The organism is Erythrobacter sp. SCSIO 43205 (genome assembly GCF_019904235.1).
GTDB lineage: Bacteria > Pseudomonadota > Alphaproteobacteria > Sphingomonadales > Sphingomonadaceae > Erythrobacter.
In genome coordinates, this window is sequence record NZ_CP063202.1 from 453,995 (window position 1) to 474,118 (window position 20,124).

General features: G+C 58.3%; 16 protein-coding genes. 8 read left to right on the forward strand and 8 right to left on the reverse strand.

All coding sequences use genetic code 11. The features are described from left to right. Positions 1-72: 72 nt before the first annotated feature. On the reverse strand, positions 73-873 hold the full coding sequence (locus INR77_RS02280; RefSeq protein ID WP_223072337.1) for a hypothetical protein: 801 nt from the start codon (positions 871-873) through the stop codon (positions 73-75). A gap of 450 nt (positions 874-1,323) precedes the next feature. On the opposite strand from INR77_RS02280, the gene INR77_RS02285 reads away from it, so the two are divergent. The 5 genes from INR77_RS02285 (at position 1,324) to INR77_RS02305 (ending at position 7,481) form a co-directional block, all read left to right on the forward strand. Beyond that, positions 1,324-1,773, forward strand: coding sequence for a DUF3576 domain-containing protein (locus INR77_RS02285; RefSeq protein ID WP_255573875.1), 450 nt, complete (start codon positions 1,324-1,326; stop codon positions 1,771-1,773). 102 nt (positions 1,774-1,875) lie between these two features. Next, the gene (gene leuS, locus INR77_RS02290; protein WP_223072338.1) at positions 1,876-4,383 is read left to right on the forward strand and encodes a leucine--tRNA ligase; all 2,508 of its coding nucleotides are present in this window, start codon (positions 1,876-1,878) and stop codon (positions 4,381-4,383) included. Continuing rightward, positions 4,383-4,910 carry an LPS assembly lipoprotein LptE gene (gene lptE, locus INR77_RS02295; protein ID WP_223072339.1) on the forward strand — a complete coding sequence of 176 codons (528 nt, stop codon included), beginning with the start codon at positions 4,383-4,385 and terminating at the stop codon, positions 4,908-4,910. Before leuS ends, lptE begins: the two co-directional genes overlap by 1 nt. Before the next feature lie 10 nt (positions 4,911-4,920). Beyond that, positions 4,921-5,961, forward strand: a complete 1,041-nt coding sequence (gene holA, locus INR77_RS02300) for a DNA polymerase III subunit delta (RefSeq protein WP_223072340.1) — start codon at positions 4,921-4,923, stop codon at positions 5,959-5,961. A 116-nt stretch (positions 5,962-6,077) separates the two neighbouring features. Then, on the forward strand, positions 6,078-7,481 hold the full coding sequence (locus tag INR77_RS02305) for an exopolysaccharide biosynthesis polyprenyl glycosylphosphotransferase (RefSeq protein ID WP_223072341.1): 1,404 nt from the start codon (positions 6,078-6,080) through the stop codon (positions 7,479-7,481). Between the two features lie 124 nt (positions 7,482-7,605). Here INR77_RS02305 and INR77_RS02310 read toward each other — a convergent pair whose 3' ends face one another. From INR77_RS02310 to INR77_RS02320, 3 genes are read right to left on the reverse strand one after another with little or no spacing between them, the layout of a single operon-like run. Beyond that, entirely contained in the window at positions 7,606-8,163 is a 558-nt protein-coding gene (locus INR77_RS02310; protein ID WP_223072342.1) for an LptA/OstA family protein, read from the reverse strand. After that, the gene (locus tag INR77_RS02315) at positions 8,164-8,853 is read right to left on the reverse strand and encodes an LPS export ABC transporter periplasmic protein LptC (protein WP_223072343.1); all 690 of its coding nucleotides are present in this window, start codon (positions 8,851-8,853) and stop codon (positions 8,164-8,166) included. It abuts the gene before it with no gap. 18 nt (positions 8,854-8,871) lie between these two features. Beyond that, positions 8,872-9,507, reverse strand: coding sequence for a ribonuclease D (locus tag INR77_RS02320; protein ID WP_223072344.1), 636 nt, complete (start codon positions 9,505-9,507; stop codon positions 8,872-8,874). Between the two features lie 115 nt (positions 9,508-9,622). Here INR77_RS02320 and ung point away from each other — a divergent pair, with 115 nt between their 5' ends. From ung to INR77_RS02335, 3 genes are all read left to right on the forward strand, one after another. Then, positions 9,623-10,309 (forward strand): uracil-DNA glycosylase, encoded by a 687-nt coding sequence (ung, locus tag INR77_RS02325; protein WP_223072345.1) that lies wholly within the window; start codon positions 9,623-9,625, stop codon positions 10,307-10,309. Positions 10,310-10,392: 83 nt separating this feature from the next. Beyond that, positions 10,393-10,968, forward strand: coding sequence for a hypothetical protein (locus INR77_RS02330; RefSeq protein WP_223072346.1), 576 nt, complete (start codon positions 10,393-10,395; stop codon positions 10,966-10,968). Between the two features lie 7 nt (positions 10,969-10,975). Beyond that, positions 10,976-11,770, forward strand: a complete 795-nt coding sequence (locus INR77_RS02335) for an enoyl-CoA hydratase (protein ID WP_223072347.1) — start codon at positions 10,976-10,978, stop codon at positions 11,768-11,770. 48 nt (positions 11,771-11,818) lie between these two features. Here the strand turns inward: INR77_RS02335 and INR77_RS02340 are convergent, their stop codons facing one another. From INR77_RS02340 to gltB, 4 genes are all read right to left on the reverse strand, one after another. Next, positions 11,819-12,493, reverse strand: coding sequence for a hypothetical protein (locus tag INR77_RS02340; protein WP_223072348.1), 675 nt, complete (start codon positions 12,491-12,493; stop codon positions 11,819-11,821). A 43-nt stretch (positions 12,494-12,536) separates the two neighbouring features. Continuing rightward, positions 12,537-13,844: a carbohydrate porin gene (locus tag INR77_RS02345; protein WP_223072349.1), complete on the reverse strand. Its 1,308-nt coding sequence runs from the start codon at positions 13,842-13,844 to the stop codon at positions 12,537-12,539. Positions 13,845-14,017: 173 nt separating this feature from the next. Further along, positions 14,018-15,469 carry a glutamate synthase subunit beta gene (locus INR77_RS02350; RefSeq protein ID WP_223072350.1) on the reverse strand — a complete coding sequence of 484 codons (1,452 nt, stop codon included), beginning with the start codon at positions 15,467-15,469 and terminating at the stop codon, positions 14,018-14,020. An 11-nt stretch (positions 15,470-15,480) separates the two neighbouring features. After that, complete coding sequence (gltB, locus tag INR77_RS02355) at positions 15,481-20,121, reverse strand: glutamate synthase large subunit (RefSeq protein ID WP_223072351.1); 4,641 nt, start codon at positions 20,119-20,121, stop codon at positions 15,481-15,483. Positions 20,122-20,124 lie beyond the last annotated feature (3 nt).

The window sequence follows — 20,124 nt, forward strand, 5'->3', positions numbered from 1 at the left end:
CGCTACGTCACGCAACATAAATCGCAAGGCTTTATGGGCCGTGCATACCAATGTCTAATCCGCGCGGCGGCGTTAGAATTTGATTTGGGTTCCGACGTAAACCGCCTGGCTGTCCTTCACCGAATTGGTGAGCGGGTCGAGGCGGTCGAGACGGTCGCGCTCTTGCGACAGGCGAACGCCGGCAGTCACGTCAATTTTGCGCGAGAGGCTAAAGCTGCCGCCAAGGTCAACGGTTTGTGCGGCTACCGCGTCAAGCGTATTGGCAGACCGGCCAGCAACGCGCTCGCCTTCAATCTCGATCCGGGGTTGAAGCCGGCTTGGCTTATCAACGGCGGTTGGCCCTGCAGGGGCGAAATCGGCAAGGTCAGGCATTCCCATCGTGCGCAGCTCATTCACAGGAGCTGCACGGCCCGAAGGTGATGTGGTAGCCTGTGTGCGGGCAAAGGTTTGGTAGCCGCGCGCAGTCCCAAGGTTGAAGCGGCTGGTCTGTACGCCAGCGATCTGTTTGCCAGTGCCGGGCGCGCTTTGAATCGCGGAGCGAACCGAAATAGCCTTGGCAACGTCATCATCAACGCGAACAGCAACGGTTACCGTGCGTTCGCTTGCGCGGGTGATGTCTGTCCCAAGCGGTGTGAAGCTAAGGCCGCGTGCGCGCGCTTTTTCAGCAACGCGCGCAGCAAGCGCAGGATCAACCGAGGTTGGCGTGAAAAGTTCAAATGTCGCAGCAGCGCCCGGCTCAGCTGTATCGGCAAGACCAACGACAGCCAGACCAGCGGAAGGGAGCGCCAAAGACAGAGCCGCAGCGACACCAAGAGCAGGGACACCAAGAGTAGGGCCAAACGCGCGTTTTACGCCGCCTTTCGCCTTAGCCAAGATGATCCGCCTGATTGCCATTGCTCTTACTTCAACTGTATCCCTTTTCGCTTTTCAGCGCGTTCTCTAAACATATCTTGGCTGAACCTATGCTGAGCAACCGTTGCAGGCCGATTAGCACGGGCGACTCCACGAGTCGTTAGATTGATGACAAAAAGTGATAAATCCCCAAACGCGCCCTACGCAATCATTTCGTCCATTGTGGAGCACGTTAAGCCTGAACCTGTTGCGCTCAGCACACAGGGCGTATGATCTAGGCCATGTTGCCTACAGGCATTCTGGCAACGCCTAAGGCACCAATTCAGGCGCGGTAAAGGCCCGCATGAATAGCCGCAGTCTTATCGGATCAGTACCGATAAGCTGGGCGCAGATGCGAAAGTGCGCTTGCCGCGCACGGCTCGCCCGTTATAGAGCTAGGCGCATTAAGGATTAGAGGGACAAAGTAACGCTGTGACACGCGCACCCATTTCAACCGCCACGAAATTTGCCATCAGCGCAGCCGCTTTGGCGACCCTTGCCGCCTGCGGAGGGTCTGAACGTCCTCGCACCGAGCTGGCGGCGGCTCAAATCAACACGATTGGCGTGAACGCCTATCTGTGGCGCGGCGCGCTTGAGACGTTGTCCTTTGCGCCGATGGCGTCGGCGGATAGTGATGGCGGCGTGATCGTGACCGATTGGTACGCCAACCCTGCCAACCCCAATGAGCGGGTGAAGGTAACGGTGACGATCCTTGACCAGGACCTTCGCGCCGATGCTCTTCGCGTCTCGGCAAGCCGTCAGGTATCGCAAGGCGGTGGCTGGGTCGATGCGCCGGTTCAGGCTGCGACCGTGCAAAAGCTTGAGGATATCATCCTCACCAAAGCGCGCGATCTTCGTCGCAAGGCTCTCGCGGGCAGCTAAGCTCTTCTGGTCCCCCGTGACCAGCTCATCACCGAGGTAGAAACAGGGGGCTGCACCACGCGGCCCTCTTGCGCTTGTTCTGAACAGCGTTAGCGAGACTTCATGACCGATACACGATTCGATCCATCAACGGCGGATGCCCGCTGGCAGGCGGCCTGGGACAAGGCAGGCACATTCACCGCCGATTCCGATAGCGACAAGCCCAAGTCTTACGTGCTTGAGATGTTCCCCTATCCATCGGGCCGCATCCACATGGGGCACGTGCGCAATTACACCATGGGCGATGTCCTTGCGCGCTATAAGAAGATGCGCGGGTTCGAAGTGCTCCACCCGATGGGTTGGGACGCGTTCGGGATGCCTGCGGAAAATGCGGCGATGGAAAAGAAGGTCCATCCCGGCAAGTGGACTTACGCCAATATCGAGGCGATGAAAGCGCAATTGAAGCGCATCGGCTTTGCGCTCGACTGGACCCGCGAATTTGCGACCTGCGACCCTGAATATTATGGGCACGAACAGGCGCTCTTCATCGATATGTATGAGGCGGGCCTCGTCTATCGCAAATCGTCTGAGGTGAACTGGGACCCGGTCGACATGACCGTACTCGCCAATGAGCAGGTGATCGACGGCAAGGGCTGGCGTTCAGGCGCAGAGGTTGAAAAGCGCAAGCTTGACCAGTGGTTTTTGAAGATCACCGATTTTGCCGAAGACCTGCTTGAGGGCCTGGGCGAACTTGAAGACTGGCCTGAGAAGGTCAAGGTCATGCAGGAAAACTGGATCGGCAAGTCGAGCGGGCTGGAGTTTTCTTTCGATCTGTCGAATGGCGAAAAGCTCCCCGTTTATACCACCCGTCCGGACACGATCTTTGGCGCAAGTTTCGTCGCAGTCGCAGCCGATCATCCGATTGCGCAGGGGCTTGCTGGTGATGAGGCGGTCGCTGCGTTTATTGACGAATGCAAGAAGGGCGGCACGACGGCGGCTGCGTTGGAGACGGCGGAAAAGCTGGGTTATCGCACCGACATCACGGCCAAGCACCCGTTCACGGGCGAAGCGATGCCGGTCTTCATCGCGAACTTCGTTCTGATGGATTACGGCACGGGCGCGGTCATGGGCGTTCCCGGCCACGACCAGCGCGACTTCGAATTCGCGACCAAGTACGAGCTTGCGATCACCCGCGTTGTGGCGAAGGACCTCGACAGCGCAGACGCTCCGATGGGCGATGAAGCCGAGCCAGGCGATGGCGTGATCGTCAATTCCGACTTCTTGAATGGCCTCAGCGTCGAACACGCGAAGGCCGAGGTTATCAGCCGTGCCGAGGACGGCGGTTGGGGCGAGGGCACGACCGTCTGGCGGCTTCGCGACTGGGGTATTTCGCGCCAGCGTTATTGGGGTACGCCCATTCCCTTCATCCATTGTGATGCGTGCGGCATTGTTCCCGTTCCAAAGGACCAGCTTCCGGTGAAATTGCCCGAAGATGTGGACTTTGAAACGCCGGGCAACCCGCTTGAGCGTCACGCCACATGGAAGCACACCTCATGCCCCAAATGCGGGGGCGAGGCACGGCGCGAAACCGATACGCTCGACACCTTCACCAACTCCTCATGGTACTTCCTGCGCTTTGCATCGCAACCTGCCGACAAGCCGTTTGACGCAGAGGAAATCGCCAGGTGGATGCCGGTGGAGCATTATATCGGCGGCATTGAGCACGCGATTTTGCACCTGCTCTACGCACGCTTCTGGACGCGGGCACTCGCGCATATCGGCAAGTTTGACGTAAAAGAACCCTTCGCCTCGCTCTTTACGCAAGGCATGGTGACGCATGAGACGTACCGCCTGGGTGATCGGGGGTGGCTCTCACCTGATGAAGTTCGCATCGAAGGTGAAAAAGCCTTCGCGCTTGAAGGCGGCGAAGAAGTCGAGCGTGGCCGCGTCATCAAGATGTCGAAGTCGAAGAAGAACGTCGTCGACCCTGACAACATCATCCGCGACTACGGCGCGGACGCGGTGCGCTGGTTCATGCTTTCCGATAGTCCGCCAGAGCGCGATCTGCCGTGGTCCGAGGCTGGCATTGAGGGATGCTATCGCTTTGTCCAACGTCTGTGGCGTTTGTTCGAGCAGTTGGACGAAAGCGCGACAGGCGAAGATAAGGGCCTTGCCCGCCGCGCGCACCAGACCATTGTGGCCGTTGCCGAGGACATTGAGGCGCTCTCCTTCAACAAAGCGGTTGCGCGCATTTACGAACTCACCGGCGCAACCGAAAAGGCCAAGCCCAGTGAGAGCCGCAACTTTGCCATCCGCGCGCTGCTCCATATGGTTAGCCCGATGATGCCGCACCTTGCCGAAGAGGCACACGCTAAAATGGGCGGCGAGGCGCTTATCGCAGAGAGCCCTTGGCCCGAGCATGACGAAGCGATGTTGGTCGAGGACGAAGTCACCATTGCGGTTCAGCACAAAGGCAAACTGCGCGATACGCTGACCGCTCCCAAGGGCGCATCCAAAGAGGATTTGGAAGCGATGGCGCTCGCATCCGAAAAGGTGCAGCGGTCGTTGGACGGTGCACAAATTCGCAAAGTCATTGTCGTACCCGACCGGCTGGTTAATATCGTCACCTGATGACGTATCGCGCACCTTCTTTGGCCGCCATTTTGGTCCTCGCCCTTGGGCTTCCCCTGACGGGTTGTGGCCTTCAGCCTATGTACGCAGGAGGCGCGTCTTCGCCCGTGGCACAGGGCCTCGCAGCGATCGAAGTGCCTGCGATTCCGGGGCGAGACGGCTGGCTGGTGCGAAACGCATTGCGCGACCGTTTGGGGGCTGCGGGCGATCAAGGCGGCTATCGCTATCGCCTTGATGTGCGATTGGATGACGCTCTTGAGGCATTGGGCGTCCTAAACGATGATACTATCAGCCGCGAATTGCGCATCCTTCGCTCACGCTACCAGCTGGTAGATATCTCGACGGGCGAAATTTTGCTCGATGCAACCGCTGGTTCGGATGCAGGGATCGACGTTGTCTCCAGCGAATACGCCACCATCGCGGCTGAACAACGCGCGCTTGAAAACCTCGCTGAAGAAGTTGCAAGCCGGATGGTGACGCGCGTTGCGCTCACTTTGCGGGAGCGCGAGCGCGACGCGGCGCAATGAGGGCCGCCGGATGAAGGCGAAACACAGCGAATTTGCAAGGGGGCTTCCGCGTTCCGCCTCTCAGGCTTCGATCTTCTTCTTTTGCGGCCCCGACGAAGCGGGCGCGTCGGCAGCAGCGGACAAGATAATCGCAGCGCTTCCCGATGCAGGTGAACGGATCGAATTGTCAGGCGGCGACCTTAAGCGCGATCCCGCCCTGCTCGGTGATGAGGCGCGCTCAGGATCGCTGTTCGGAGATAAGCGCCACATCCTTGCCCGGGTGACCGGCGAAGAGGCGCATGACGCTTTAAAGGCATTAATCGAGACAAGTGATTCCGGCGCAGGGGATGCTGCGCCCATATTGGTGATCGCAACCTCGGCCACCGACAAATCGCGCACCGCCAAATTGCTCGAAAAACGCCCCGACGCCCTCGTCACCATGTTTCACCCGCCCGACCTTGGCAGTGTCGCAGGCGCGGTGCGGTCGATGGCCGATGCAGCAGGATTGCGACTCGGCGGCGACTTGGCAGAGCGAATCGCGCGCTCCGCCGGGCTCGACGTTCGGCTTGCCCAGTCCGAAGTGGACAAATTGGCGCTTTATCTCGACGCCTCCAGCCAGACGCCCAAATCCGCCACTCCTGAAGATCTGGCAGCAATCGGCGCGCCAACCGAAGATGACGGCTTTGCACCTTTGGTTAATGCGGTGCTTGGCGGAGAGCTTGGCAAATTGCCAAGCGAACTCAGGCGGATGAAGGAGCTGGGGATCAATCCTGTTGGCCTCCTCCTCGCGCTTGAACGGCGCGCAGGCCAATTGACCCAGATCACTGCAAAGCTTGGGCCCCGCGGCAATTTTGATAATCTGGGCAAGGGCGAAAAGGCACAGCTTGGCGTTTTCTGGAAGGAAGAACGCGAGATTCGTCAGCAACTTGGCCGCTGGCCCGCGCGCAAGCTCGGCCGCCTGATCCCGCGCCTTGCCGCCCTGCATCAGAGCTTGCTTGCCAATTCTCAGGCCGCCGAGCTTTTGCTCGCCCAGGACCTCACCCAGATCGCCCGATTTGCCGCCAAACGGTAGCATTTTCGGACAGATGTGATTTTTCGCACCTGCAAAAAATTCACTTTTACGTAAAATCCCGTAAAGGTTCTTTAGTAACGGCGTACTAAGGGTATCTACGGGGTTAGGCGTTAGATATGAATAAACAGACCGGGTTGCTGCTGGACGCAGCGCATACCGAGAAAATAGCACGGCCAATCGCGCCATCGCTCGAAAGGCGCCGTTTGCGCGCCTTCGCAGTGATGATGGTGATTGACGCAGCGCTTCTGCATATCGCCTTTGCTGCCGCCAGCCTTATTTATCACGGCGACTGGGCTTCGCCTAACAATATGCTGGCAGCCCAAACCTTGCTGCCAGTGTTCTTCACCATCGCTCTTTACAATGGCAGCTATGGCGGACAGGCGCTGGGCGATTGGGTGTTCGCCGCAAAACGCGCTTTGACCGCGCTTCTGGTGTCGACGGCGCTGGTGAACTTCCTCGCCTTCTATACCAAGTCGAACGCTGAATTTTCCCGTGGGTCAGTGACGCTGGGCCTCATCTTGTCGGCGATTGCGATCGTTTCCTTCCGGCGCGTAGTGGAAATGTTCATTGCGCGCTTCTGGCAGGGTCGCACCACCAATGAATTGGTGATTGACGATGGCGGCCCCAGCTTTGCGAGCACGCGCGGGGAAAGTATTCTGGCGAGCGATTACGCGCTTGATCCCACCAGCCACGATCCCTTCATGTTCGATCGCCTCGGCAAGCTTCTGCAAAATCAGGACAAGGTTGTCGTCAGCACCCCGCGTGAGCGGCGCGAGCAATGGGCATTCCTGTTGAAATCGGCTGGCGTCCACGGTGAGATCGTCAGCCAGCCAGCGCATGATCTGGGCGCGCTGGGTGTGCAGCATTACGAAGCGCAGGATCGCACGACTCTGATTGTCTCAAATGGTCCGTTGAAGCTGCGTTCGCGTATCTCGAAACGCCTTTTTGATACAGTGATAGCGGGCGCTGCACTGCTTGCGCTCTCGCCTTTGCTGCTTGTTGTTGCGCTAATGATCAAGCTGGAGGACGGCGGCCCCATCTTCTTCGTCCAACGCCGCATGGGGCGGGGCAACACCTTCTTCAATATGTTCAAATTCCGCTCGATGAAGGTGGACAAGAACGATGCAGAGGGCGCGCGTTCGACGGGGCGCGAGGATGATCGGATCACGCGCATCGGTGCCTTTATCCGAAGGACAAGCATTGATGAACTGCCGCAGCTGATCAATGTGCTGAAAGGCGATATGTCGATCGTCGGCCCGCGGCCGCACGCATTGGGGAGCCGGGCAAACAACAAGTTTTTCTGGGAAGTCGATGCCCAATACTGGCGCCGCCACTGCCTGAAGCCGGGGCTGACAGGCCTTGCACAGGTGCGCGGGCACAGAGGGGCAACCGAGAAGGAAAGCGATCTCACCGATCGGTTGCAATCCGACCTTGAGTATATCTCAGGCTGGTCGCTGCGGCGCGATATTGAAATCGTGTTCAAGACGATCCTCGTGCTGCGGCACGAGAATGCTTACTGAGTTTTGCGAAGGCGTATCCGCGCCTTTGTCCTCGCTAGACGGGCAGGCAAGCTGCCCCCGCGAAGTTTATCCTGAGCGGCTGGCTTGCCAGCCAGTCGAAGGGGCGGCCTTGCAGGTGACCTACTTAATCACCACTCACATTAAACGTGCCGGTCACCCGGCCATTGTCACCAGGGGTGGTCGAATTGGCACCGCTTGCGCGGCCATCGACGCTGGAAAGACCGGTTGCAAGGTTGATCACAAGCCGCTCACCGCGCAGCACATCGCCGCCTCGGCTGAGCGAAACATTGCCCGCCATGGTGATGATGCGCTTGCCAAAGTCATAGACCGCAACATCGCCGCTGGCGCGTTCATTGGCCCGCGTCACCACCACGCCGCCATTGGCTGTGATGCGTTGAACATCCAGAGAGCCATCGTCGGTGTAGCTTGCCAGCATCCGGTTTGAACGCACACTCAATGGCCCCTGATTGACCACCACATTGCCGCTCAAAACGACGCGGTTCGCACGGTCGTCAAAATCAATGCTGCCCGCGTCGAAGGACACTGGCGCATTGGTGTCATGCGAGGCGATGGTTTGCGCGTGTGCGCTCATACCAAGGGCAATACACCCGCCTATCAAAGCTCCGCCCGCGGCCCAGCTAAGGCCAATTTTCGCAAGATTTGAGGAAGAAATGCGGGCCATTTACGGCATCCTTTGTCCGATTGTGTTCATGCCGCTGAGTTTGCCCGGAACCATAGTCAGCCGGGCATTGCCATCAAGCGAGATCGTGCGCGCGTCGAGATCGCCGCGCATGGAATTGGCGGAAAATGTGCCGACGGGCAGTGCGCCTTCGACCCCGCCTGTGCCGGTCATCGTGCGTGTCTCAAGGTTGAACTCAACCCCGCTTGCCTCGATCGCATAGCCATCGGCGGTGCGAACACGCATCGTGCCTTCGACGTCGACCACTTCGCTGTCGATGTCATAGACCCCGCCTGCTGCTGACAGTTGGGCAGGGCCTTCTTCCAGCAAAAGCTGGGCGAGAAGATCATCCATGCGCACTTTGCCTTCCGCGCTTGAGCGCTGCACCGCTTCGCCTGCGGTGATCGAGAAAGGGCGGCCCATATCATCGCGGCCCCGGTACATGGCATTATCGACGCTTAAGCGTTCATTGATCACTGCAACGCTGTTGCGGTCGAGCAGAAAGCTGATTTCGCCGCGCGGCGACAGTGGCGTGATAATCATCAGTGCAGCCATCACCCCGACACCCATAGGCAGTGCGCGCGCCAGAAAGGCCACGAGCTTGTCGTGGCTGCCGCCAGGAGCTGCAAAATCCTGACGCTTGCTGCGTAGTTCCTTGGCGCGGTTGGTTTCGATGCGGCGTTTGATGACCATTGTTAGGCGGCCTCTGTCCTACCTGTAGTAACCTTCATTGTGGCTGAATATGTCGCGCCCGTCCCAGCCTGCAATGTCGAGCGCGGCGCGCGTTGGCAGGAAGTCAAAGCACGCTTGTGCGATTTCCATGCGCCCCTCGCGTTCGAGGCGCACCACCAGCTCATCGCGCAGGCGGTGGAGGAAACGCACGTCAGAGGCCGCGTAATCGCGCTGCGCCTCGTTCAATTCCGGCCCGCCCCAATCGGAGGATTGTTGCTGCTTGGAGATATTTTCGCCGAGCAGTTCATCGGTCAGGTTTTTGAGCCCGTGGCGATCGGTGTAGGTGCGCACCAGCTTGCTTGCGATCTTGGTGCAGAACACAGGGCCTGCCTCAACGCCAAGATAATACTGGATCGCCGCCAGATCGAAGCGGCCAAAATGGTAAAGCTTCACCCGGTTCGGATCAGCAAGGATGCGCGTCAAATTGGGCGCTTCATAATCGCTACCCGGCGAAAAGCGCACCAGATGCTCATCGCCTGAACCATCGGAGATTTGCACCACGCACAAACGGTCGCGGTGGGTGATAAGCCCCATCGTCTCGGTATCGACAGCCAAGTCGCTTGTGCCCTCAAGCACGCCATCGGGGAGGTCTTCTTCGTGAAAATATACAGCCATATGGGCAACGCCATTACGCCACATTGGGTGAGAGGGGAAGAGGGCGCTTTAAGAGGGGGAAACCCGCGTGGTTCGCCTCGCCTCAGATGTGCGCTGGGTGTAACCTGCCTGCCTAATGGCAAGCGAAGACATCCCTGAAACTTGGCGCGCGGCGCTGGAGCCTGCATTGCGCACGGCGCAAGCGCGCAAGCTTGGCGGCTGGCTGGTGGCTGAGGAGCAGGCGGGCAAGGTGATCTATCCGCCGCGTGGGGCAAGGCTTGCAGCGCTCAAGGCGACGCCCTTGGACAAGGTGCGCGTCGTTATCCTTGGCCAAGACCCCTATCACGGGCCGGGCCAAGCTCATGGGCTGAGCTTTTCGGTGCAGGACGGGGTCAAACAGCCCCCATCGCTGGTCAATATCTTCAAGGAACTGGAAAATGACCTTGGAATCCCTCGGCCTGAGAGCGGCAATCTCACGCCGTGGGCGCGCCAAGGCGTGCTGCTTTTGAATAACACGCTCACGGTTCAAGAGGGGCAGGCGGGAAGCCATGCCGGGCGCGGTTGGGATGCGATCACCGATGCCTGTGTGCAAGCGGTGGTGGATCAGGGGCTTCCGTGTGTTTTCATACTGTGGGGCAGCCATGCCGCAAAGAAAGCGAGCCGGGTAAAGGGCCTTGGCGCTGGCCAGCACCATCGCGTGATCAAATCCCCGCATCCCTCACCATTGTCGGCACACCGGGGCTTTTTCGGCTCTAGCCCCTTCAGTCAGACCAACGCTTTTCTTGAGAGCCAAGGCTGCGAGCCAATAGATTGGAAATTATGATCAGAGGCGTTGCAATATCGAGTGATATTCTAAAGACTGGAATGCAGCTTTTATGAAAAGGGCGTTAGACAGGGGGTCTAATCGTGAAGAAGACAGCAGCTTTTCTCATTTTTGCCAGTGTCCTGCTTCAAGGGTGCGGGTGGGATTCAAAGACGAGGCTTGTGCCGACCTATGAGCGCGAGGTTATCGCTTTGTCCGGCACTTATGATGTGGGTGAGGACAGCGTTTCATTTTCACCTTTCTCCAACGAGGGCCTGCAAACTGTAATCATTGAGACAGGCAGTGGCAGTCGATACACCAACCGCGTTGCTTATGATCTGGTGCAGGTGAAGGGTGCGATTGAAGAGGGTGTGGACCGCCGGGAGTTCACATATCTGGCCGAACGTCGCCAAATTCCGCAAGAAGAGCCCAAGCTCACTTACGAATTGATCACCGTGCGCAAGGTGCATGGGGAAAATGCTGTTTTCACAGGCGACTACGAGTTCAAGCAATATTCGCTGAAATGCGCTGATGCGACAATGCGGATCAACACCAACACCGAAGGGTCTGGCTGCACCTTCAATCGCTATAGTGAATTGATGGCCGCCACCACCGACGTGTTGCAATGGATGAGCGATCCCCGAATTGCGATAGAATATGACACTGGATACAAGCGTTAACCCGCCCATGACACAAACAAATCAAGCAGACACCGTCCTTTATGAAGTGCGCGACAAGGTCGCTCTTGTCACGCTCAACCGACCGGAGGCGATGAACGCGATCAACAAGGCGCTGCGCCGCCGTCTTTACGAAGTTATGCGCGCAGCTGACCGCGACGACACGGTTCATGCGGTTGTCCTGACGGGCGCAGGAACGCGCGCCTTTACCGCTGGCCTCGATTTGAAAGAGCTGGGCAGCCAGGAGGGCGCGCTTGGCGCTGCCAATGATAAAGACCCTGCGAACAACCCGGTCAAAGCGATCGAAGTGTGCCGCAAGCCGGTGATTGGTGCGGTCAACGGGGTTGCGATCACTGGCGGGTTCGAAGTGGCGCTTGCCTGCGATTTTCTCATCGCTGCGACCAATGCGCGCTTTGCCGACACCCATGCGCGCGTTGGTATCACCCCGGGCTGGGGCCTGTCGCAGAAATTGTCGCGCATGATCGGGATCGGTCGGGCCAAGGAGCTTGCTTTCACTGGCAACTTCCTTGGCGCAGAGACGGCGCTGCAATGGGGGCTGGTCAATCATGTGGTCGAGCCTGACGATTTGCTGCCAACCGCGCTCAAACTGGCCGAGGATGTGGCCAGCATCGATACCGCTTTCGTGCAAAGCTATAAGCGGCTGATCGACGATGGCTTTGCGGTGAGTTTTGGCGAAGGCATGGCAATCGAGGCCAAGCGCTCGTCCGCTGCCAATTCAAAGGTCGCGCCTGAGCAGGTCGAATCGGTGCGCAAAGACGTGCAGGAACGCGGGCGGGGCCAGTAAGGGTTGAACCAATAGGGCGGCAATGACGATTGAGGCGGCGAGCGCAGCCTATTCAGCGGGCACTTCGACCTTGCGAAAAGTCATCGAGCCCAATGGCCCATTGACTTCGAGTATCCCGTCAACAAACCGCCCCGTCGCTTCGTCAAAATCGACGACGCCAAGGTCATTGCGGTGAAATTCAAAGTGCATCGTGCCGCGCGCATTGGCGGTGCTGTGCGCGCTTACATCGAAGGCCTCTGACTGTATGTCATAGCTTCGCATATGAAAGGCGACCTTTTCAAGCCGATCACATTCCTCGCCAGGCGTCCAATCGCCTTCACTTACATAATCGTAAACCGTCTCTCCATTGGCGCACAGGCCGTAAACCCTTGCATATTGGAAAGGTCTGTCCGTGCCTGCCCAGACAATGCGGAAGGCCGGGCCATCCTTGGTGGGTTCCACCCGCGCAAGGGTGAATTGCGGCGGGACCGGCTTGGGGTCACTGGTGAAGGTGATCACGCCATCTTTTTCAGCCCAATGGCCAGTTGCGCGCGCGTCAAGCGAGCCAACGGAAAGCCCCCATCGAAAGCTTCCATCCGCCTCAATCACCATGCCCATGGCGGTTTCAAAGCTGCCGCCATCATAGCGGCCCACAAAACTTGATTCATCCCTCGATGCTTCCTGCGCCCAGGCAGTCGTGCAAAGCGTGAGTGCTGCGACAGTGATCAGCGTTTTGAACTTCATTCCCGCAAGTCTAGCAGCGATAAGGTGGCATGGCTAAAAGTCATCAAAACTGGGCGGTCAGCCGCGCGCCTACTGTCACACCGGTTGACCGTGCGGCGACTGCGCTGTCGACCACCTGAACATTGCCGCTGATCGCGAACTGTTTGTGGAATTGATAGGTGTAGAACGCTTCCATGCCGACCTCATCCTCAATCCCCAGACGAAAGGCGATGTCATCGACAAGCTCGTTGGTGAGCGAATAGCTGAAGGCGGCAATGCCAAAGCGGTCTTGCGGGCGGAAACGCGGGTTTCCTGACATGCCCAAATAGCCTGAGTAGTCAAGGAAGGTTGGATCGCCCGCCGAGGCCTGGAACCGTGCCATGATGCCCCAGCCTTTGCCGGGCGCTTCGGGGTAGGTTTCGATGAATTGATAGCCGGACAATTGCACCGCAAGCTCGCCGCTTTCATCGCCGAACGACCCGCCTGCAGGCGGGGTAAGTGCGGCGGGCAGGATGTCGCGGGCAAAGTCATCGCGGTTCGAACCCAGAAGTACGGCGGTGTAAAACCCCGGCTTGCCGCCGACTTTGGGCATGAAGGTCGCACCCGCCAGAAACATGACGCCATTGTCAAACGGGTCTTCCAGCCCGCTGCGTTGATATTGGGAATCGACGTCGAACACCCACAATCGGTAAATCACCTTATTGGTCGGCACATTCAGCATCGCACCTGTCACCGTATTGGGCGCAATGCCTGACGGCGGAAGGACAAAGCCAAGGTTTTGAAAACCAATGTGGCCGTTGCTTTGGATGATCGGGATTTTGCGGGTCTGTTCGAGCAGGTTGAGCTTGCCCACCTCAAGCGCTGCGCCGCTGTCCCATTTGTATTCAAGGCTTGCGCTTACATCGAACCTGCCCCGGTCACCGGGCTGAAACATCAGGGCGTTGTTGGGGATGAGGCCGATCTCGCCAATCGTATCCTCGCCCCAGCGATATTCTGGGCGCAGTTTCAAAGACAGGTTTGACGGGCCACCAAACGCAGAGGAACGCAGCCTGAAATAGCCATCCACCCGTCCCCCATATTGCGCGACCGTGCGGGCATCGCCGGCAATGGGCGCTTCGAGGAATTGCGAGGCGAGAACTTCGAGCTCGAAGTCTTTCGGGCCGTTTTGTTTTGTGCCGGGAGTGTGAGCGACAACCGTTGCCGGTGGATATGAGGGGGCAGCCGGTACAGCAAGAGCCGGGTCACCCTCGCTCATTGGCGGGGCCTCTATCTGTGAACTTTGACTTTGTGCAAGAGCGCCGCTCGCCGCAAGACCGACGCACATACCGAAAATGCCGCGCGCTGCACCCGCGCATTGACGGCCAATCTTCATCTGAATTTTCTTCCTGTCCCCGAAAGACGCATCTTACGTGCGCCTTTATTTCACCGTGAATTGAAGGAGATGCAGTAATATTACAGATGAAATCAAGCAGGGTGACGCAATTGTGCCCTGTTTGAATTCTTAAGTGTCTTTTGGGTACTAGGGCAAAAGCACTAGTACCGCGATCATCGCGGAAGTTCGCTGACGCCCATAAGCGCTTCGTCAACAGCGCGAGCGCACTGGCGACCTTCGCGGATGGCCCAGACCACAAGGCTCTGACCACGGCGCATATCCCCGCAGGCAAAGACATTTTCGACGCTGGTGGCGTAGCTTTGCGTATCCGCTGCAACATTGCCGCGCTGATCCAGATCCACACCTGACTGGTCGAGAAGGCCAGCCTTGACCGGCCCGACAAAACCCATGGCAAGGAAGATAAGGTCGGCTTTAAGCGTAAACTCGCTGCCAACGATCTCGCGCATCTGTTGCTGGCCGTTTTCGTCCTTCACCCACTCAACGCGCGCACACTCAAGCCCAGTGACTTTCTCGCCATCGCCCACCACGCGTTTGGTCAGTACGGCCCAGTCACGCTCCACACCTTCTTCATGGCTCGACGAAGTGCGCAGCTTCAATGGCCAATGCGGCCAGGTCATCGCCTTGTCCTCTTTTTCAGGAGGCTTGGGCATGATCTCAAGCTGAGTGACCGAGGCAGCGCCCTGACGATTGGAGGTGCCAACACAATCAGAACCCGTGTCACCGCCGCCAATGACGATGACGTGCTTGCCTGTGGCCTTTAAGCTTCCGCGAGGGGCCGCACGGCTTTCCTCATCGCCCGCATTGCGCTTGTTCTGCTGAGTCAGGAATTCCATCGCGAGGCGAACGCCGTTCAATTCCGCGCCCGGAATTTCCAATTGGCGCGCGTTTTCTGCGCCGCCCGAAAGCACCACCGCGTCAAAGTTTTCCTGCAAGGACTGGAACGAGATATCGACGCCAACTTCCTTGCTGGTTTTGAACGTCACCCCTTCGGCTTCCATCTGCTGACAGCGCCGGTTGATGAGGTGTTTTTCCATCTTGAAGTCGGGAATGCCGTAGCGAAGCAGCCCGCCGATACGGTCGTTCTTCTCGAACAGGGTCACCGAATGGCCAGCGCGCGCCAATTGCTGTGCGCACGCCATGCCAGCAGGGCCAGAGCCCACGACGGCAACCGATTTGCCAGTCTTTTTCTCTGGAATTTGAGGCGTGACCCAGCCTTCTTTCCAACCCCGGTCGATGATTGCACATTCGATCGATTTGATCGTCACCGGCTGGTCAATGATGTTGAGCGTGCACGATGCCTCGCAAGGCGCGGGGCAGATGCGGCCTGTGAACTCCGGGAAATTGTTGGTGGAATGCAGAACGTCCAATGCGTTCTTCCAGTCGTTTTCATAAACGAGATGGTTCCAGTCGGGGATCATATTGTTCACCGGACAGCCGTTGTGACAATATGGAATGCCGCAATCCATGCAGCGTGAGGCTTGCGCGCTCAGCGTCTCGTCATCGGGCTGCACCACGAATTCGCGGTAGTTTTCAAGCCGCTTTGCCGGCTCGATATAATCCCGCTCGCGGCGTTCGATTTCGAGGAAGCCTGTATCTTTACCCATGATTGGTATTCCTATTCCGCTGCCACGCTCTCAGCCTCAAGGCGTTCGGCCTCAAGCGCTTCGAGGGCGCGTTTGTAATCGGTTGGCATGACCTTCACGAATTTGGTGAGCGCATTGTCCCAATCGGCGAGAAGGTCAGAGGCGACCTTGCTGCCGGTGTGAAGCTGGTGACGCTCAACCAGAATACGAAGACGCTCTGCGTCGTGACGCAGCATATCGCCCATGCCAAGATCATTGACCGAGCGCGTGCGCTGGCTTGGACGGCCTGTCCCCTCGTCAGCATCAGGCTCAGCAGAGATTGGCTCAAGCTTGACCTGTGCGTGATTGACGAGATCGGAGAAATTGCCGTCCGCATCATAAACATAGGCGACACCGCCGCTCATGCCCGCAGCAAAGTTGCGGCCCGTCTTGCCCAGCACGACGACAACGCCGCCGGTCATATATTCGCAAGTGTGATCGCCTGTCCCTTCGACAACGGCAATCGCGCCTGAGTTGCGAACGGCGAAACGCTCCCCGCCAACGCCAGCGAAATACGCTTCGCCGGAGATTGCACCGTAAAGGACAGTGTTGCCAACGATGATGTTTTCATTCGCTGCGCGCGGGGCGTTTTCGGGAGGCCGCACGATGATGCGCCCGCCTGAAATGCCTTTGCCCACATAGTCATTGGCATCGCCGACAAGATCAAGCGTGACCCCGTGCGCAAGCCATGCGCCAAAGCTTTGACCTGCAACGCCGGTCAGATTGATACGGATTGTATCGACCGGGAGCCCTTCGTGACCGTGCTCTTTGGCAATGGTGCCTGAAAGCATCGCGCCAGCGGTACGGTTGACGTTGCGGATCTCGTAATTGAGTTCCACCGGCGTCTTATTGCTGATGGCCTCGCTTGCGTCTGCGATAAACTGATTGTCGAGGGCGGCTGCAAGCCCGTGGTCCTGCGTCTCAGTGTGGTTGAGAGGCGTGCCCCATTCAAGCGCAGGTGCAAACAACAGACGATCAAGATTGATCCCTTGTGCTTTCCAGTGGCGGTGCATTCGCGTCATGTCGAGACGGTCGACCCGGCCAACCATCTCGGCAACCGTGCGGAAGCCCATTTCAGCCATGATCTGACGCAGTTCCTCGGCGACGAAGAACATATAGTTGACCACGTGCTCTGGCTGTCCGGTGAAGCGTGCGCGCAGCACTGGATCCTGTGTCGCAACGCCCACGGGGCAGGTGTTGAGGTGGCATTTGCGCATCATAATGCAGCCCGCCGCGATCAGCGGGGCGGTGGCAAAGCCAAACTCGTCAGCGCCCAAAAGCGCGCCGATAGCCACATCGCGTCCTGTGCGAAGGCCGCCATCAACCTGCACCGCAATGCGACTGCGCAAATCGTTGAGAAGCAGCGTTTGCTGTGTCTCGGCAAGGCCGATTTCCCATGGGGAACCTGCATGGGTGAGCGACGTCAGAGGCGATGCGCCCGTACCCCCATCATAGCCTGAAATCGTCAGGTGATCGGCTTTCGACTTCGACACACCAGCGGCAACCGTGCCCACACCCACTTCGGAGACAAGCTTCACCGAAATGCGTGCTGATGGCTGAACGTTCTTAAGATCGTGGATCAGCTGAGCCAGATCCTCAATCGAGTAGATGTCGTGGTGCGGCGGAGGTGAGATAAGGCCCACGCCCGGTGTTGAGTGACGCACCGCGCCAATGCGTTTATCGACCTTGTGGCCCGGCAGCTGACCGCCTTCGCCCGGCTTTGCGCCTTGGGCCATCTTGATCTGAATATCGTCGGAATTGGCGAGATATTCGGTCGTCACACCAAAGCGGCCCGAAGCCACCTGCTTGATGCGGCTGCGCATGGTGTCGCCGTTTTCCATCGGCTTGAAGCGGAACGGTTCCTCGCCCCCTTCGCCTGTGTTTGATCGCCCGCCTATGCGGTTCATCGCAATCGCCAAAGTCGAGTGCGCTTCGTGGCTGATCGAGCCAAAGCTCATCGCGCCGGTGGAGAAGCGTTTGACGATCTCGCTTGCCGGTTCAACTTCGTCGAGCGGGATCGGATGCTCGGCTTTCTTGAACTCCATCAGGCCGCGGATCGAAAGCAGACGTTCGTTCTGATCGTTGACCGACTTGGCGAACTCTTCGTAATTCGCCCAGTTGTTGCCACGAACCGCGTGCTGCAATTGCGCGACGTTTTCCGGCGTCCAGGCGTGCTCTTCACCGCGCAGACGGTATTGGTAGATACCGCCGACATCGAGCATCCCTTTGTAAAGCGGATTATCGCCATAGGCGGCTGCGTGACGGCGGATGCTTTCCTCTGCGATCTGTTTGAGGCCTACACCTTCGATGGTGGTCGCAGTGCCAGTGAAGTAATTGGCGATAAACTCGCTTGAGAGGCCCACCGCGTCAAAAATCTGCGCACCGCAATAGGACTGATAGGTCGAGATGCCCATCTTGGACATGACCTTGCGGATGCCTTTGCCGACCGCCTTGATGTAATTTTGCTGGACCTGTTCAGGGGTAAGCTCGGAGTGCTTCTTCTGGCGAATGTCTTCCAGCGTTTCGAAGGCGACATAAGGGTTGATCGCCTCTGCGCCATAGCCAGCAAGCACGCAGAAATGGTGCACTTCGCGCGCTTCGCCGGTTTCAACGACAAGGCCCGTTTGCATCCGAAGGCCTTGACGGACCAGATGATGGTGAACCGCAGCCGTCGCCAGAAGCGCTGGCATGGGAATACGATCTTCGCTTTGCGCCCGGTCAGAGATGACGAGGATATTCTGGTCCTGAAGCACCGCTTCGGTTGCGGCCCAGCACATTTCCTTGATCGCCATTTCAAGGCCATCAGCTCCAGTGCTCGCATCCCAGGTCATGTCGATGGTGGTGCAACGGAAAGCGCCGTCCAAAACCGCCTCGACCGAACGGATTTTGGCAAGATCATCGTTGGAGAGGATCGGTTGCTCGACTTCCAGACGCTTGTGCGTCCCCGCATCGCGGCCAAGGAGGTTCGGGCGCGGGCCGATCATCGACAAAAGGCTCATCACCAATTCTTCGCGGATCGGATCAATCGGCGGGTTGGTGACCTGCGCAAAGTTCTGCTTGAAGTAATCGTAGAGCAGCCGCGCCTTGTTCGACAGCACCGCGATCGGCGTGTCAGTGCCCATAGAACCGATGGGATCATCGGCATTAACCGCCATGGGCTCAAGGAATTTGCTTATATCTTCCTGAGTGTAGCCGAACGCTTGCTGGCGTTGCAGCAAGGTCGATTCAGCGACAGGAACTTCGGAAAGCTCTGGCTCAATCTCTTTGATATCGGCCAGCTTGTACTGTGCTTGCTTCAACCAGTCGGCATAAGGTTCAGCCGTCGCAAGCTCAGCTTTCAGCTCTTCATCTTCAACAATCCGCCCCTCTTCAAGGTCGATGAGGAGCATCTTGCCGGGCTGCAGGCGCCATTTGCGAGTGATGTCTTCTTCAGCAAACGGCAGAACGCCGCTTTCGGAAGCCAGACACACGATGTCGTCCTTGGTGACGCAGAAGCGAGCCGGGCGAAGGCCGTTGCGGTCCAATGTCGCACCGATTTGGCGGCCATCGGTAAAGCACACGGCAGCCGGACCATCCCACGGCTCCATCAGTGCGGCGTGATATTCATAAAACGCCCGGCGGTCGGGATCCATCAACGTGTTGCCCGCCCATGCTTCCGGGATCAGCATCATCATCGCGTGGGCAAGCGAGTATCCGCCAGCGAGCAGCAATTCCAGAGCGTTATCAAGGCACGCGGTGTCCGATTGCCCGTGCGGGATGATCGGCCACATCTTGTCCAAATCTGGCCCCAGAAGATCGCTCTCCATCGTGCGGCGGCGCGCATTCATCCAGTTCACATTGCCCCGATTGGTGTTGATTTCACCATTGTGAGCAATCAGGCGGAACGGGTGGGCAAGGCGCCAGCTGGGGAAAGTGTTGGTCGAGAAGCGCTGGTGCACAAGACCCAGAGCCGAGACGCAATCAGGATCGCGCAAATCATCGTAAAAGCTGCGCACCTGCTCACAAAGGAGCAGACCCTTGTAGACGATGGTGCGGCTTGAAAAGCTCGGCACATACAGGTCGGTCAGGCCGGGGAGATCATGCTTCTCCGCCAGTTTCGCGAGTGGGTTTTGCACCTGCTTGCGGATCACGATGAGCTTGCGCTCAAACGCGTCCTGATCCTCGCAATTTGGGCCTTTGGCGATGATCGCTTGGCTGATCACAGGCATGGAATCGATCACCGCCTTGCCAAGTCCATCAAGCGTGGTTGGCACGTCGCGCCAGCCAAGGAAGACCTGCCCCTCTTTGGCGGTAAATTTCTCGAATTGCTCAGTGACAAAGGCGCGCGCCGCTTCGTCCTGCGGCATGAAGCACATGGCAACGCCATATTCGCCAGGCGCAGGCAGGTTTACATCGTGCTCGCCTGCCCATTTGCGGAAGATCGGATCGGGGATCTGCAAAAGCAGTCCGGCACCATCGCCGAGCAACGGGTCAGCGCCCACTGCGCCCCGGTGGTCAATACGCTCCAGAATCTGAAGCGCTTGCTCGATAATGGCATGACTTTTCTCGCCCTTGATATGGGCGACCATGCCTACTCCGCAGGCGTCATGTTCATTTACCGGATCATAAAGACCCTGGGAATCGGGGTATCCCATAGC